We start from the raw sequence: 15,381 nt of genomic DNA on the forward strand, positions 1-15,381 counted from the left end.
TAATTTAGATTAAGCTTCTGCTACTTCGTGTGTTAAAGCTTCATCAACCAAAATACGACCGCAGTGTTCACAAACGATAATTTTTTTACGTTGACGGATATCCAATTGACGTTGAGGCGGAATCTGGTTAAAACAACCAGAGCAAGAATCGCGATCGATGGTTACTACAGCCAGACCATTTACAGCATTTTTGCGTAAACGTTTATAGGCAACCAATAAACGCTCTTCGATTTGAGGCTCAGCTTTATCCGCTTTCTTTTGTAAATCCTGCTCTTCTTTTTCAGTTTCAGCAGTAATTACATCCAATTCGCCTTTTTTAACTTCCAAATCTTTCTTTCTGCCATCTAACTCTGCTTTAGCTGCTTCGTAGATTTCAGTTTTAGAAGTGATTTCGAAACCGTGTTCTTTAATTTTCTTTTCAGAAACCTGGATATCTAAACCTTGAATCTCAATTTCTTTAGTTAAAGCATCGTATTCACGGTTATTTTTAACTTCTTTTAATTGAGTATCGTATCTTTTGATGGCTGCTTGCGCATCTTTAATTGTATTTTTACGTGTTACGATCGAATCTTCAAGGTCATCAAGCTCAGCTTTGATTTTTGCAATTCTAGTTTCTAATCCTAAAACGTCATCCTCAAGATCGGCAACCTCCATTGGTAATTCTCCACGTACCTGGCGGATCTTATCAATTTTTGTGTGGATATTTTGTAATTCGTATAAAGCTTTTAGCTTTTGTTCTACGGTTTGTTCCATTAAAACAAGTAATTTATGGGGTTTGTATTTTGCTCCGTTAAACGGATTGCAAAGTTAGTAAATTTTTTCTGAATAATTTCAAGCAATAAATTTGAGGTAAATTGTTCAGTTTCAAAGTGTCCGATGTCCGCAATGATCAATTTTTCCTCTGCATCGAAAAACTCGTGATATTTAAAATCTGCGGTAATAAAAGCATCCGCACCGGCAGCAATGGCATCTTTTAACAGAAAGCTTCCTGAACCGCCACAAACTGCCACTTTTTTAATCCTTTTGCCAATTACTTCTGTGTGCCTAACCACTTTAGCCTGCATCCTGTCTTTTACCAGGTGTAAAAAATCGTAAGCATCCATGTCGTATTCCAACCAACCCACCATGCCCGAACCAACCAGTTGGTGTTTGTTTTCGAGTTTGTAAATATCGTAAGCTACCTCTTCGTAAGGATGGTTTTCGAACAGCGCAACCAGAATTTTTCGCTCGGCCTGTGTAGGGTAAACCATTTCGATACGCACTTCAGCCTCGCGATGGCGAATACCTTTTTCGCCCACAAATGGGTCTGAATCTTCATTCCCCTTAAACGTACCAAAACCATCAGCATTGAAACTACATTCGCTATAGTTGCCAATGTTCCCCGCTCCGGCATAAAACAATGCAGATCGCAATTGTTCGGCCTGGGCCTGTGGACAATAAGTAACCAGTTTTTTTAACAAACCTGCTTTTGGTAAAAGTACCTTTGTACCTGTTAAACCCAAACGTTCACAGATCCTCGCATTTACACCGGTATGGATACTGTCTAAATTGGTATGAATGGCATAAAGCGCAATGTTGTTTTTAATGGCTTTTAACACTACACGTTCCACGTAGTTTTTTCCATTGAGTTTTTTTAGTCCTTTAAAAACTATCGGATGGTGGGTAATAATCAAATTGCATCCTGTCGAAATGGCTTCATCTACAATTTTCTCTACACAATCTAAAGCCACCAAAGCAGCACGGATTTCCATGTTCGGATCGCCCACAATCAAGCCAGCGTTATCATAATCTTCCTGATAATTAAGTGGCGCAATGCTTTCTAAGTAATTGGTAATTTCAGCTAATTTCATTGGATAAATATAGAAATTTCATCGCTTTAGTTTTCTTTTTCCGTCACTTCATTCAACAGAAAAAATCCGCACCCAATTTATTTGGATACGGATGTAAATATCAAGATTTAGTTATCCTAGAATTTTCCTGCCTGCTGGAATCCACCGCCCATTCTTACCATCTGCAAGCTTTCAAAAACCATTTTCTGGTTGTGCTCAAAAGCAAGTGTTTTGTGATTTACTACGTCGATAATCGATCCGATAAAGCATAAACCAGCAGTTAGGAGGTATAAAATACCCATACCAATCTGGCCAATGATAAACCTTTGCAAACCGGGAACAGCAAAGAGTCCGATCAAGCAGAAAATCAACATATCAGATGGGTTTTTTCTTTTACTACTGTAAACCATCAGGAAATTACGCAACTGCTCTTCAGTTAAACCAGTTGTAGCTTGTTGTAAATAGGAGTATTCCTCTGGTGTTATACCTGGTAACGACATTAGAGGTGATTGAAATATATCCATGGCTTCTATGTATTTGTGGTTGAAATTTTAAACTTATTTTTATTTTTTATCAATGTGTAAATTCTATAAACGATGATTAAAAGTGCCGGAAACCCAAACCAATGTTCAGAAAAGCTTTCGGTAAACTCGCCATGTAAAATATGACTAATTGACCTGCCTATACCACATCCCGGACACCAATCCTTAAAACCCAAATTGGCTAAAGGACAAAGTGTAAAATGATGCTCGTGGCCATTTGCTGTTGCCAGTAATATTAAAGCTGTTACCCAGAAAAAAAGTTCTAGTGGAAAGCTTTTAATGTACTTCATTGTTTCACTTTTTATACAATTTAGAGGCTATGGAACTACCTTTGTTACACCGATTTGCCCTTAATCGACGAAAGGGGGATATATTTCGACCAAACGAACGATACCATCTAAGAATAAGTTTTCGTTTTTTCCCAAATCAGATTTCCATATCACAACCCAGCCAAAAATAGTTAAAAAAACCTTTACACAAATTGCGGGTTAATATTAAAAGATAAGCTTATTTTTGTGCCTTGAACATTCGAGATTTAATAAACCGATACAAAACCGACGATAGGGTAACCCAATTTACCAAAGCGTTGAATGCAACTAAAAACCCAAAGATACAATTAAAGGGATTGGTGGGCTCAGCCGATGCTATTGTTGCCCTTTCTTCTTATTTTTTATTACACAAACCCATCATGTTTGTTTTACCAGATAGGGAAGAAGCCGCTTATTTTCAATCTGACCTTGAAAGCGTATTAGATAAACAGGTTTTATTATTTCCTTCCTCATACCGTAAATCTTTTGATTTTACACAGGTAGATACAGCCAATGTGCTGGCCCGTGCAGAGGTATTGAACGAATTGAATCATGATTCGGAATACGGAAAAATTGTAGTTTCTTATCCTGAGGCCATTGCCGAAAAGGTAATTGACCGATCGGCACTTGAAAAAAATACATTAGAAATTAGCTTAGGCGCCAAACTAGGCATCGATTTTATTAATGAATTTTTAATTGATTACGATTTTGACAGAAGAGATTTTGTTTACGAACCCGGACAATTTTCTATCCGTGGCGGTATTGTAGATATCTTTTCGTTCTCATCTGATCTTCCTTACCGCATTGAGTTTTTTGGCGATGAGGTAGAAAGCATCAGAAGTTTTGAAATTGAAAGCCAGCTTTCAGTTGCCGATGTTAAATCGCTGACTATTGTACCGAATGTTCAGGCAAAATTTTTAACGGAAAGTAATATCAGTATTCTTGATTATATTGATCAGGATACGCAACTTTGGTTTAAAGACGTAGAATTTACCCTGGATATTGTTAAAGCTGGTTTTAAAAAGGCTGTTGAGCTTTGGAAAGCTTTGCCAGCAGCAGATAAAACCCAAAACCCCGAATGGATTGATCCGAAATTCGCCTTTACTGACGAAAAATTATTGGGCGATCATCTTCAGGATTTTCCTATCATCGAATTTGGAAAGCAGTTTTTTTATAAAACCGATAATCGTTTCGAATTTGAAACCAAACCCCAGCCATCCTTCAATAAAGATTTCAACCTGCTGATCCATAACCTAAAGGAGAATGAAAAAGCAGGGATTGTTAATTTTATTTTTACCGATTCGCCAAAGCAGATTGAGCGTTTATATGCCATTTTAGAGGATATTGATAAAACGGCCAAGTTTACACCAATCAACAGCATGTTGCGCGAGGGTTTTGTTGATCCGCAGATCCAAACCGCATTTTATACCGATCACCAGATTTTTGATCGTTACTATAAATATAAGCTTAAAAAAGGCTATCAGAAAAGTCAGGCCATTACCCTGAAAGATCTAAGGGAACTGAAATCAGGCGATTATGTTACCCATATCGATCACGGAATCGGCAAATACGCAGGGCTTGAAAAAGTGGAGGTAAATGGGAAAACCCAGGAGATGATCCGTTTAATTTATGCCGATAATGACCTGCTTTACGTCAACATCAACTCCTTAAACCGCATTGCCAAATACAGCGGTAAGGAAAGCGGCGTACCTAAAATGAATAAGTTGGGTACCGATGCCTGGGACAAGCTAAAAAAAACTACTAAAAAAAAAGTTAAAGATATCGCCCGGGATTTGATCAAGCTTTATGCTTTACGCAAAACCCAGGCCGGAACGGCATTTTCGCCAGATAGCTATTTACAAACTGAACTGGAGGCTTCTTTTATTTACGAAGATACCCCCGATCAGTTAAAAGCGACTCAGGATGTGAAAAAGGACATGGAATCGCCACACCCAATGGATCGTTTGGTGTGTGGTGATGTTGGCTTTGGAAAAACAGAGATCGCCGTACGTGCGGCATTTAAAGCGGTAGCAGAGGGTAAACAGGCAGCTATTTTAGTACCAACTACAATTTTGGCTTTACAGCACTTTAAAACTTTCTCATCACGATTAAAAGATTTTCCGGTTACGGTTGATTACATTAACCGTTTTAAAACCAATAAACAAATTAAAGACACCCTCGCTGAAGCCGCAGCAGGCAAAGTTGATATCCTGATCGGAACACACCGTTTGCTCAGTAAGGATGTTAAGTTTAAAGATCTCGGCATCATGATTATTGATGAAGAACAGAAGTTTGGTGTTACCGCAAAAGAACGGTTAAAAGCGGTACGCGTAAATGTTGATACCTTAACACTAACCGCAACTCCGATTCCGAGGACATTGCATTTCTCTTTAATGGGGGCGAGAGATTTATCGATCATCAGCACACCACCGCCAAACCGGCAGCCGGTTAGCACCGAATTGCATGTTTTTAATGATAAACTGATCCAGGAAGCCGTTCAGTTCGAATTAGACCGTGGCGGGCAGGTTTTCTTCATTCATAATCGCGTAAACGACTTGATGCAATTAGGCGGATTGATCCAGAAACTGGTTCCTAAGGCAAGGATCGGTATTGCGCACGGACAGTTAGACGGCGATCAACTGGAAGATGTAATGCTCGATTTTATCAATGGAGAAAAAGATGTTTTGGTAGCCACTACCATTATTGAAGCAGGTTTAGATATCCCAAATGCCAATACCATCATCATCAACCATGCTCACATGTTTGGATTAAGTGATCTGCACCAGATGCGTGGCAGGGTAGGCCGGAGCAATAAAAAGGCTTTCTGTTATTTACTCTCACCTCCTTTATCAACTTTAACCTCCGAAGCGCGTAAACGTTTAAGCGCGATTGAAGAATTTTCTGATCTGGGCAGTGGCTTTAACGTAGCCATGCGCGATTTGGATATCCGTGGAAGTGGAAATTTATTGGGTGCCGAGCAAAGTGGTTTCATTGCCGAAATCGGTTTTGAGATGTACCATAAAATATTAGACGAAGCGATACAGGAATTAAAGGAGGCTGAATTTAAAGGCCTCTTCGAAAATGAACCCGCCCGTCCTTTTGTGGGTTTTACTCAGGTAGATACCGATCTCGAATTATACATTCCTGATGCTTACATTACTAACATTACTGAGCGTTACAATTTATACACCGAGCTTTCCAAACTCAATAACGAAGCTGAATTGGCCGTTTTCGAAAAACACCTCGCCGATCGTTTCGGGCCGGTACCTCCACAGGTAAAAACCATGCTCAGCGTGGTACGTTTACAGTGGTTGGGTAAGAAATTAGGTTTTGAGAAAATCAGTTTCAAGAAAAATAGTTTACGTGGATATTTTTTAAGTGATAAACAGTCGGCTTATTTCGACTCGAATACCTTCACCAAAATTTTAACTTTTGCACAGAACCATCCTCGCATGTGCAATTTAAAAGAAGTAAAAAACACACTTAGAATTGCTTTTGATAATGTAAAAACAGTTGAGGAAGCAATCGAAACTTTAGAACTTATCGACTAAAAACGTTAATTGAGTCAGCTCATTGACTGAATTAACGTTAATTGAGTCAGTCTATTGACTGAATTAACGTTTTTTCTTATATTTGACTTAAATGGAAAGTCAAATTATCAGATCTTTAAAGCCGATTATCCTAAACAAAATTGGGAAAAATAAGGTCATCTTAATTTTCGGCACAAGGAGGGTAGGTAAAACCTGGTTAGTAGAAAGCATTGTTAAAGGTGCCAACATCAACCATCTCTCTTTAAATGGAGAAGATCAGGATGTACAGGTATTGTTGTCAACCCGAACAGCCGCAAATTATAAAAGGATTTTGGGTGATGCCAAACTGCTCATTATTGATGAAGCCCAGGTTATACCAGAAATCGGAAAAATATTAAAATTACTGATCGATACTTTTAAAGACCTCACCATTATTGCAAGTGGCTCATCTACTTTCGACTTATCGAACCAAACAGGTGAACCTTTAACTGGAAGAAGTTTAACCTATTATCTCTACCCGATAGCACAGGTTGAATTAGATAAAATGGAAAATGCCCTGCAAACCACCCAAAACCTTGAAGAAAGATTAATTTTTGGTTCTTATCCAGAGTTGTTTCATCTAAACTCATTGGCTGAAAAAGCGCAATATTTGACTGAATTGGTTAAATCATACCTGTTAAAAGACATTTTGATGTATGAGAACATCCAAAATAGCGCTAAACTGCTGGAATTATTAAAGCTTATTGCATACCAGGTGGGATCGGAAGTTTCTATTGATGAAATTTCCCGTACTTTGGGCATTAGCAAAAATACGGTAGACCGTTATCTTGATTTACTTTCGAAAGTTTTTATCATCTATAAAGTTGGTGGATACAGTAATAATTTACGGAAAGAGGTTACAAAATCATCTAAATGGTATTTTTACGACAATGGTATCCGGAATGCAATTGTAAACGATTTCAGGTTATTAGCCTTACGGAATGATCAGGGTATTTTATGGGAAAATTACTGTTTTAGTGAGCGGATTAAAAAAATGGAGTACGAACAGCAAAATTCCACCTATTACTTTTGGAGAACATATGACCAGCAGGAAATAGACCTGATTGAAATTAATAACGGAGAAATTTTAGCTGCCGATTTCAAATGGGGAAACCAAAAGAAGAAAATACCTGGTTTTTTTGCTAAAAACTACCCTCAAGCTACCTTTTCTGTAATTAACAAAGAAAATTATTTAGATTTTATATTATAAATGTTAGACCCAACCTTATTGCTCGATTTAGTGAAAATGCAAATGCCTTATGGAAAGTATAAAGGTTACCTGATCTGCAATATCCCTGAAAGTTATTTGCTTTGGTACAAGGATAAGGGGTTTCCGAAAGGGAAATTGGGCGATTTAATGGCCACGATGTTCGAAATTAGGGTGAATGGTTTGGAGTATTTATTAACGCCTTTGAAGAATCAGCAGTAATTAAATAGAGAAATCCTCCTAAATCCATGTCATCCTGAGGGGTAATTTATTATATAAAAATCAATATTAGTGACGTATAATTGATTTCTTTTGCCATACAGCACGGTCTTGCCTCGGCTCGCCGCCGCCGAAGGGCTCTTTCTTTTTGGCATCAAAAAGTAACAAAAAATGCCGGCTGAAAATTTTTCTTTTGAAGTCAGTTGTGCGGCCAGAACAGTGCAGCCCGAAAAATTTGTTAGGCCGGATTTAAGTAGAACGGAGATACCGTGCTATGGCCTAGTTGGGTGGAAATGCGAAAGCAGTTAAAATGCTGATTAATAATAACTTGCAAAATAACATCAATGGTAGCGTAGTCGAAGGATCTAACGTGCATTGATTTCTTTCAATAGATGCTGAAATAAATTCAGCAAGACGAATTATTATCTCCCGCAGATTAAAAATATTTCCACAGAAAATCTGCGTCGATCAGTGTAATCTGCGGGAAACAAACCTATATCTCACACCCATTCTCATCACAAACCGCATCATCATTTTTATTTAATGAGGTTAGTGTGGTTTTAGGTTGAGCAGATTTCCACTCGGTAAAACTTTGGGTAAGCGCATCGGTAAAAGCCTGAACAGGCTGAGCACCCGAAACACCATATTTGCGGTCCATTACAAAATAAGGTACGCCACGGATACCTAAATTCTGACTTTCATAAATATCATAACGAACAGCTTCAGCAAATTGATCGCTATTTAAAACGGCTACAGCTTCAGCCTTATCCAAACCTATTTCTACTGCAAGATCAACTAAAACATCGGTTTCGCCAATGTTTTTGCTGTTTACAAAATGGGCTTCAAATAATTTTTCTTCAGCTAAATCCTGAAGGTTATGTTTTGCTGCCAAATGGATCAAACGATGCGCATTGAAGGTATTGGCAGGGATATTTTTATCAAAATCGATTGTTAGACCAGCATTTGCTGCCATATCAACCACTTGCTTTGTCATTTGTTTGGCCTGCTCAACCGGCATTCCCTTACTTCTCGACAGGTAATCATATACCGTTTCTTTATTGGTATTGTGATACTCTGGATTGAGCTGAAAACTCTTCCAATCCACTTCAATTTCATTTTTGAAAGGTAATTTTTCTATCGCCTGTTCAAAATGTCTTTTACCGATATAACAAAACGGACACATTACGTCCGACCAGATTTCTACTTTCATAACTCAAAATTAAGCGGATTATAATTGGCTATTATAAGGTGAAAGTAAAAAGCCACTATTGTTTGGGATAGTGGCTTCCATATTAATCATAGAATGTCATTCTGAGAGACAATTTATTGTACAAAATTCATATACATTGACAAGAAAATCTTAATAATTGATCTGCTAAGACGAACCGTCATTCCCAACTTGATTGGGAATCTTAATGCCTTAGTAGGTTTGCAGGCGCATTAAGATTCCCGCCTGCGCGGGAATGACGACCGATCAGGAAGCTCAACATGGCAAACTCAATTATAACTATTTATACAATTGGTTAAATATCAGTTTAAATGTACCATGCGTTTGTGCCCTGAAAGCAATTTCTGGCCCGAAAGCAAGCAGTTTTCCTTTTCCCACCTTTGCTTCAAAAGCGGTTATCCCATCTTGAAGATAAGCCTGCCCCCAGGCCCAACCGCTACGCAATGGCGTAGCATTTTCAAACCACATTAAAGGTTTAATCTTTGCAGCCGCAATGGCATCGCCAGTGAGTTTAAAAACAGGACTATTATCGAAATATACATCGGCTTCTTTTTCCATGCCCCAATTGGCTGGTAAAGTCGTATCTACACCAACATTTAAAACACTTCCCGGAACATAATATTTTTCAGCAGGTAATCTTTTTTCCACCCCATTTACAATTTCTACCATTGCATTACGTACAGGCAGGTTTAAGTGATAAGCCAGATTGGTACTGCTGCCAATGGTTACAATATTTCCTCCAGCCTCCAAAAACTTCTTTAATTCAGGGATTGATTTATCACCACTAATTCTCCCTAAACGATTTCTAAATTCTTGAGGAATTTCTTCTGCCTTTGGTCCGAAAGTTCTGTTTCCAAAACCTGCGCCCTGAACAGATGGTATAGCCCCACCCACAAAAATGATCACATCATATTTAGATTTTAAATTTCCCGCATCAATGTCCTGCGGATAGATTACGGTAGCATTATAATGGTATTGTTCCATTAAAAACCGCACCCAACCCGAGGCCATTGAACCACCGTAGGTATCCCAAAGTGCAATTCTGGCTGTCGAAACTTTAATTTTATCCTTTGGAGCAGCAGCTATTTTTAGTTTAATATTTGCTTTTTCCAATACCGATTTTCCTGCTGATGAAACATAAAAATCTCCATTTTCAGTAGAGCGGTAAACCTCAACTTTGTTTTTCAATAAATCATTAACTGTGGTATAAGAATCATTTTGTGCGGCACTTAATAAATAGCCTGCTCCGTTTGGCAGTTTATTTTCTGGTTTTAAGAGCTCTCCATAAGGATTTTTTTCAAAGGGACCTGAAAAATCGTCCAGAATACGGTCGAACTTCACATCCATCAGGTATGCCAAAGTCCATCCTGCGGCATCATAAGGAGGAATTGGTGCACCACCTTCGTATTTAAAATCATTTGGGTGATCCTGTGGCTCAAACATATCCAAAACGTGCGGACGGAAAGCCTGATCAGTTTTTACCACATAACTTCCGGCAGGATAATTTTTACCCGCAACGGCAAATGAAGTGGTTGCTTTTTGCACCACAATTCCCGTTCTGATCAATGCATTTAAAAACTTAACGGCAGAGTTAAAATCAGGCTGATCTGCTGATAAAATATAACCTCGGGGGTCTCTGTTCGCAGGGGCTTTCATAACAGTATCGAAAGCTTTTATGCTGATCTTGTTTCTTGGTCCCAAATCTGCATCACCGCCTGCAATAGGAGCAGCCCCTTCGCCTTTTGCCACATTGTTAATGGCTTCAATTTTTTTTGGAGAGAAGGACCAGGTATCTTTTTTGCCCCGCTCGATAGAATTTCTGCCCATTTGGTAAATATTGAACAACAATTCATCGCGATAACGTTGTGCATAATTTAAAACGGAATAATTTAAGGATACCGAATAATCGATCGAATTTTTAAAATACCATTTCCTTGGTGTGATTGGATTGGGTGAATCGCCGTTCGGTAATAATCTTGAAGGAACCAGCGGAATTTCAGAAGGCGTAGGGTTCCCGATAATTTCTGTTAAAAGCCCAATCATGTTATGAAAATAGGTTGTGGTTCTTAATCCACCATTGTACCAGGTAGAATAAACCGATCCTCCGCGCTGCGTATAACCAGGTTTATTTTCTATGTTCATCCTGTTGTGCATGGCCGCACCAACTGCATCTAAACTGGTTAACAAGGTTGGGTCGAAAACATAATTAAAAGGGTCGCGGTAAGGCGGACCAGCAACAACCGTTCCCGCCGGACCAGCCTGATGGTGGTTATACATAATCTGTGGGATCCATTCTACAAAAAGCTGGCGACCGATATTCTGCGTTTCTTTAAGATTTAACATAAAAAAGTCGCGGTTATTATCATGCCCGGCATATTTTTCATACAAAACCGGCAAGCCTGAGGTTGTTCTTTTCTTTGGGTCTTTTTCTCTCATGTACCAGTTGCTTACTAACTCCTGCCCATCCGGGTTTGCATGTGTAAATAAGATGATCACATTATCCAGAATACGCAAGGTTTCAGGATCTGTTCTAGAGGTAAACTCATATATCGTTTGGATCAATTGATGGGTGCCAACTACCTCATTTGCATGCAATCCACCATCTATCCATACCACTGCTTTACCTTCTTGTGCCAATGCTTTGGCTTGCTCTGGCGTAATTTCGGCATGAGCAAGCTGTTGCGAAATCTCCTTATAACGTTCTAATTTTTTTAGATTTTCTGGCAAAGAAACAATCAGCATATATTGACTTCTGCCTTCTTCAGTTTTCCCTATATCAACCAGTTTAACACGGTTAGAAGTTGCTGCAAGCTTTTTAAAGTATGCTTCTGTTTGGGTATAATTAGCCAATTGATAATCGTCGCCGATATCAAAACCGAAATGAGATTTTGGCGTTGGTACCTCCTGCGACAGCACTGCATAGCTGTTTAGCATTAAAAGAGCAATGCAAAGCCCCTTAAAGCAATTTTTTATCATAATAAAGGTGTTTAGTTAGGTAACCAAATATAATAGGGAATCAGCACCAAAAACGGCTTGCTGTAAATTTGTTACAAGTTTCAAATCCTAATCCATACATTTGCATTGATGTAAGTTCTTAACTTTATTTTTCATCAACCGATACAGGTTCCCGGAATTACAACCGGGATTAATAGGGAATCGTGTGCAAATCACGAGCTGTCGCGCAACTGTAAATTCTGTCTTTAACAAAAAGACAACGGTTTTATCATTATGCCACTGTGCCGTTTAAAGGGATGGGAAGGCGATAAAATCGGGAATAAGTCAGGAGACCTGCCTATATTGAATTGACGGTGCTTTCGCGTTATAAAGTAATTGGTCAGGTCTGATTGTACACGATAAAATAAAATTTTATATGCTTGCTTTAAGCTTTTTGCTGATAAGTGGGCAGGCTGTGCCATAACCTTTCCTTTAATTTTTAACAAAGAGTATTACAAATATTGCTTTAAGAGCTTTTAAACGATTTATTTACTTAATCTTTAAGAGAGATGCTAACGCAAAATCTGGGCTATCCGCGAATAGGTAGCCAAAGGGAATTAAAGAAAATCTGCGAAAATTATTGGGCAGATAAAACTGGGTACAAAAATGTACTGCAGGTAGGCAAAAACATTCGCCACGAAAATTGGAAACTTCAAAAAGAAGCGGGGATTGATGTGATTCCATCAAACGATTTTTCTTTTTATGATCATGTACTCGATCATTCCTTAACTTTTGGTGCGATCCCGAAAAGGTACAATGAGGTAATCCTGAAAAAAGGAAATGAGGAACTAGATCTTTATTTCGCGATGGCAAGGGGTTACCAAAAAGAAGGACTGGATGTGGTGGCTATGGAAATGACGAAATGGTTCGATACCAATTACCATTACATTGTACCCGAGTTTTACAAAAACCAACCTTTTAAACTTTTCTCAACCAAAATTATCGATGAGTTTTACGAGGCAAAACAATTGGGGATTAACACTAAACCTGTTCTGATCGGCCCGGTTTCATACCTTTTATTGGGTAAGGAAAAAGAAACTGGGTTTGAAAAAATAGACCTGATTAAAAACCTGCTCCCGGTTTATATAGAGATTTTATCCCGCTTAGACGCGCTGAATGTAGAATATATTCAGTTTGATGAGCCATTTTTGACTTTGGATTTAAATGAAAAGGACAAAAAAGCTTATGAATATGCTTATAAAGAAATCCGGAAAGCCTTCCCAAGGTTAAAAATTGTTTTAGCGACTTATTTTGAAGGTTTAGGTAACAATTTTGCTTTAACAACCTCGTTGCCAATAAATGTTTTACATATCGATCTGGTACGTGCTGAAGATCAATTAAATGATGTTTTAGCTTCGTTAAAGGAAGACACCATTCTTTCTTTAGGTTTGGTAGATGGAAGAAACATCTGGAAAAATGATTTCGGAAAATCGCTTTCGGTCATTAATCATGCTATAGAAAAAAGAGGTCAGGATAAAGTGTGGATTGCTCCATCCTGCTCACTGATCCACTCGCCGGTTGATTTAGACAATGAGACCAACGAGCAAAATCTCTCTGCTGAAATTAAACAATGGCTGGCTTATGCAAAACAGAAAATTACGGAAGTAGCTACCTTAAAAAAACTGATCACCAACGAAAGCCCTGCATCTACCCTGCAAAAACTCGAAGAAAATAAGATTGCAATTGCTAACCGTAAAGTTTCTACAATCATCCATAATCCTGCAGTTAAACAAAGGGTTTCGGCTTTAAAAGAGCAGGATGCCGAACGTTTGAGCCCATTTTCGAGTAGAAAAATCAAACAACAGGAGCTTAACTTGCCTATTTATGCTACTACAACCATCGGATCGTTTCCGCAAACCGCAGAGGTAAGAAGCTGGCGGGCCAAGCTTAAAAATGGAACTTTTACTGTTGAAGAATATGATGACCTTATTGCAAAAGAAACTGAAAAAGCAGTAAAATGGCAGGAGGAAATCGATCTGGATGTTTTGGTTCATGGCGAGTTTGAACGCAATGACATGGTTGAATACTTTGGTGAGCAATTAGACGGTTTCGCTTTCTCTAAAAACGGTTGGGTACAGAGTTATGGGTCACGCTGTGTAAAACCACCGATTATTTTTGGTGATGTTTCGCGTCCGAAACCCATGACCGTAAAGTGGACAGCCTACGCGCAGTCGCTGACTTCAAAATACATGAAAGGGATGTTAACAGGTCCTGTAACCATCTTACAATGGTCGTTTGTACGCAATGATCAGCCCCGGTCAGAAACTTGTACACAGATTGCGCTGGCTATCCGTGATGAGGTTTGCGACCTGGAAAACGCAGGGATTAAAATCATCCAGATTGATGAACCAGCTATTAGAGAGGGTTTGCCTTTGCGCAAAGCAGACTGGCAAAACTACCTGAACTGGGCAGTAAAAGCCTTTAAAATTTCAGCCAGCGGCGTGAAAGATGATACGCAGATCCACACGCATATGTGCTATTCGGAGTTTAACGATATCATCCAAAACATTGCCGATATGGATGCAGATGTAATTACGATCGAAACCTCGCGTTCGCAGATGGAATTATTAGATGCTTTTGCCGATTTTAAATATCCAAACGAAATCGGACCCGGTGTTTATGATATTCACTCTCCGAGGGTTCCAAAACGCGAAGAAATGGTTCAGTTGCTGAAAAAAGCGAAAGCGGTTATTCCTTCAGCACAACTTTGGGTAAACCCTGATTGTGGCTTAAAAACGCGCGGATGGGACGAAACCAAAAAAGCACTGATCGAGATGGTAGAAGCAGCAAAAGAGATGCGTAAAACGGAAGAAGTCCTATCAGCAGATCTTCAGGTGAATTAATTTAATTTTAGCATTCGAGGTAATAATACGCTGATGTTAAATATTCACTCGCTGATAGTCTGAGCTTGTTGAAGACCCTTCATCGTAAATAACTGAAATAAAATGTATTGCGAAATGCTCAGGATGAGATTTTTTACTTATTAATTTTTTATCCTGATCTCAACTTTGACAACTTTCTAATCAGAAAGTTGTCAAAGCTTTTTACTCACCCTATATTTACCCCATGACCTTAGCAGAAAGAATAGAAAATTCAAAAACCAGTATTTTTAAAGCCGTTTTCCCAAATACAACCAACCATTACGATACGCTTTTTGGCGGTACTGCCATGCATTTAATGGATGAAGTTGCTTTTATCACCGCAACCCGCTTTAGCCGGCAGATTATGGTAACGGTAAGCAGCGATAGGATTGATTTTAAAAAACCGATTCCAGCAGGAACCATTGTAGAGCTTATTGGCAAGGTAAACCATGTGGGTAACACCAGTTTAAAAGTTAACGTAGAAATTTATATCGAGCAGATGTATGCAGAAGGAAGGGAACTTGCCGTGCATGGCGATTTTACTTTTGTAGCTATTGATGAAAACAAAAAACCGGTGCAGGTAATCAAATAAACTTCTAAATTTTAGTAAAAATCATCAGGTTT

11 protein-coding genes and 1 riboswitch are annotated in these 15,381 nt (G+C 38.7%); of the genes, 5 read left to right on the forward strand and 6 right to left on the reverse strand.

The window, feature by feature from the left end; all coding sequences use genetic code 11:
• Nucleotides 1–9: 9 nt before the first annotated feature.
• The 4 genes from OQX63_RS08785 to OQX63_RS08800 all read right to left on the reverse strand — a co-directional run bounded on the left by OQX63_RS08785 (nt 10) and on the right by OQX63_RS08800 (nt 2,661).
• Nucleotides 10–753, reverse strand: coding sequence for a zinc ribbon domain-containing protein (locus OQX63_RS08785; protein WP_090497436.1), 744 nt, complete (start codon nt 751–753; stop codon nt 10–12).
• The gene (locus OQX63_RS08790; RefSeq protein ID WP_265850510.1) at nt 753–1,850 is read right to left on the reverse strand and encodes a Nif3-like dinuclear metal center hexameric protein; all 1,098 of its coding nucleotides are present in this window, start codon (nt 1,848–1,850) and stop codon (nt 753–755) included. The genes OQX63_RS08785 and OQX63_RS08790 overlap by 1 nt, the downstream gene beginning before the upstream one ends.
• Nucleotides 1,851–1,966: 116 nt before the next feature.
• Nucleotides 1,967–2,353: a TM2 domain-containing protein gene (locus OQX63_RS08795; protein ID WP_090497432.1), complete on the reverse strand. Its 387-nt coding sequence runs from the start codon at nt 2,351–2,353 to the stop codon at nt 1,967–1,969.
• Nucleotides 2,354–2,358: 5 nt separating this feature from the next.
• The gene (locus OQX63_RS08800; RefSeq protein ID WP_265850511.1) at nt 2,359–2,661 is read right to left on the reverse strand and encodes a DUF2752 domain-containing protein; all 303 of its coding nucleotides are present in this window, start codon (nt 2,659–2,661) and stop codon (nt 2,359–2,361) included.
• Nucleotides 2,662–2,891: 230 nt separating this feature from the next.
• On the opposite strand from OQX63_RS08800, the gene mfd reads away from it, so the two are divergent.
• The 3 genes from mfd (at nt 2,892) to OQX63_RS08815 (ending at nt 7,677) form a co-directional block, all read left to right on the forward strand.
• Nucleotides 2,892–6,230, forward strand: coding sequence for a transcription-repair coupling factor (gene mfd / locus OQX63_RS08805; protein WP_265850512.1), 3,339 nt, complete (start codon nt 2,892–2,894; stop codon nt 6,228–6,230).
• A gap of 91 nt (nt 6,231–6,321) precedes the next feature.
• Entirely contained in the window at nt 6,322–7,458 is a 1,137-nt protein-coding gene (locus tag OQX63_RS08810; RefSeq protein ID WP_265850513.1) for an ATP-binding protein, read from the forward strand.
• Complete coding sequence (locus OQX63_RS08815) at nt 7,459–7,677, forward strand: DUF3820 family protein (protein WP_265850514.1); 219 nt, start codon at nt 7,459–7,461, stop codon at nt 7,675–7,677.
• Between the two features lie 490 nt (nt 7,678–8,167).
• Here OQX63_RS08815 and OQX63_RS08820 read toward each other — a convergent pair whose 3' ends face one another.
• Together OQX63_RS08820 and OQX63_RS08825 are read right to left on the reverse strand one after the other, a co-directional pair.
• Nucleotides 8,168–8,884 (reverse strand): DsbA family oxidoreductase, encoded by a 717-nt coding sequence (locus OQX63_RS08820; RefSeq protein WP_265850515.1) that lies wholly within the window; start codon nt 8,882–8,884, stop codon nt 8,168–8,170.
• 297 nt (nt 8,885–9,181) lie between these two features.
• Nucleotides 9,182–11,878, reverse strand: a complete 2,697-nt coding sequence (locus OQX63_RS08825; RefSeq protein WP_265850516.1) for a M14 metallopeptidase family protein — start codon at nt 11,876–11,878, stop codon at nt 9,182–9,184.
• A gap of 128 nt (nt 11,879–12,006) precedes the next feature.
• Nucleotides 12,007–12,213, forward strand: a riboswitch (cobalamin riboswitch).
• 192 nt (nt 12,214–12,405) lie between these two features.
• Between OQX63_RS08825 and metE the strand changes: the two genes are divergently transcribed.
• Together metE and OQX63_RS08835 are read left to right on the forward strand one after the other, a co-directional pair.
• On the forward strand, nt 12,406–14,739 hold the full coding sequence (metE, locus tag OQX63_RS08830; protein ID WP_265850517.1) for a 5-methyltetrahydropteroyltriglutamate--homocysteine S-methyltransferase: 2,334 nt from the start codon (nt 12,406–12,408) through the stop codon (nt 14,737–14,739).
• Nucleotides 14,740–14,962: 223 nt separating this feature from the next.
• Nucleotides 14,963–15,349, forward strand: coding sequence for an acyl-CoA thioesterase (locus OQX63_RS08835; protein ID WP_090497417.1), 387 nt, complete (start codon nt 14,963–14,965; stop codon nt 15,347–15,349).
• Nucleotides 15,350–15,381 lie beyond the last annotated feature (32 nt).

This window comes from Pedobacter sp. PF22-3, from assembly GCF_026239555.1.
In the GTDB taxonomy this organism is placed as follows: domain Bacteria; phylum Bacteroidota; class Bacteroidia; order Sphingobacteriales; family Sphingobacteriaceae; genus Pedobacter.

Bases quoted from the DNA above. Each gene is read 5' to 3' on its own strand.
- OQX63_RS08785 (WP_090497436.1), bottom strand. From the start codon at position 753: ATGGAACAAACCGTAGAACAAAAGCTAAAAGCTTTATACGAATTACAA.
- OQX63_RS08820 (WP_265850515.1), bottom strand. From the start codon at position 8,884: ATGAAAGTAGAAATCTGGTCGGACGTAATGTGTCCGTTTTGTTATATC.
- OQX63_RS08810 (WP_265850513.1), top strand. From the start codon at position 6,322: ATGGAAAGTCAAATTATCAGATCTTTAAAGCCGATTATCCTAAACAAA.
- OQX63_RS08835 (WP_090497417.1), top strand. From the start codon at position 14,963: ATGACCTTAGCAGAAAGAATAGAAAATTCAAAAACCAGTATTTTTAAA.
- OQX63_RS08795 (WP_090497432.1), bottom strand. From the start codon at position 2,353: ATGGATATATTTCAATCACCTCTAATGTCGTTACCAGGTATAACACCA.
- OQX63_RS08825 (WP_265850516.1), bottom strand. From the start codon at position 11,878: ATGATAAAAAATTGCTTTAAGGGGCTTTGCATTGCTCTTTTAATGCTA.
- OQX63_RS08790 (WP_265850510.1), bottom strand. From the start codon at position 1,850: ATGAAATTAGCTGAAATTACCAATTACTTAGAAAGCATTGCGCCACTT.
- OQX63_RS08800 (WP_265850511.1), bottom strand. From the start codon at position 2,661: ATGAAGTACATTAAAAGCTTTCCACTAGAACTTTTTTTCTGGGTAACA.
- metE (WP_265850517.1), top strand. From the start codon at position 12,406: ATGCTAACGCAAAATCTGGGCTATCCGCGAATAGGTAGCCAAAGGGAA.
- OQX63_RS08815 (WP_265850514.1), top strand. From the start codon at position 7,459: ATGTTAGACCCAACCTTATTGCTCGATTTAGTGAAAATGCAAATGCCT.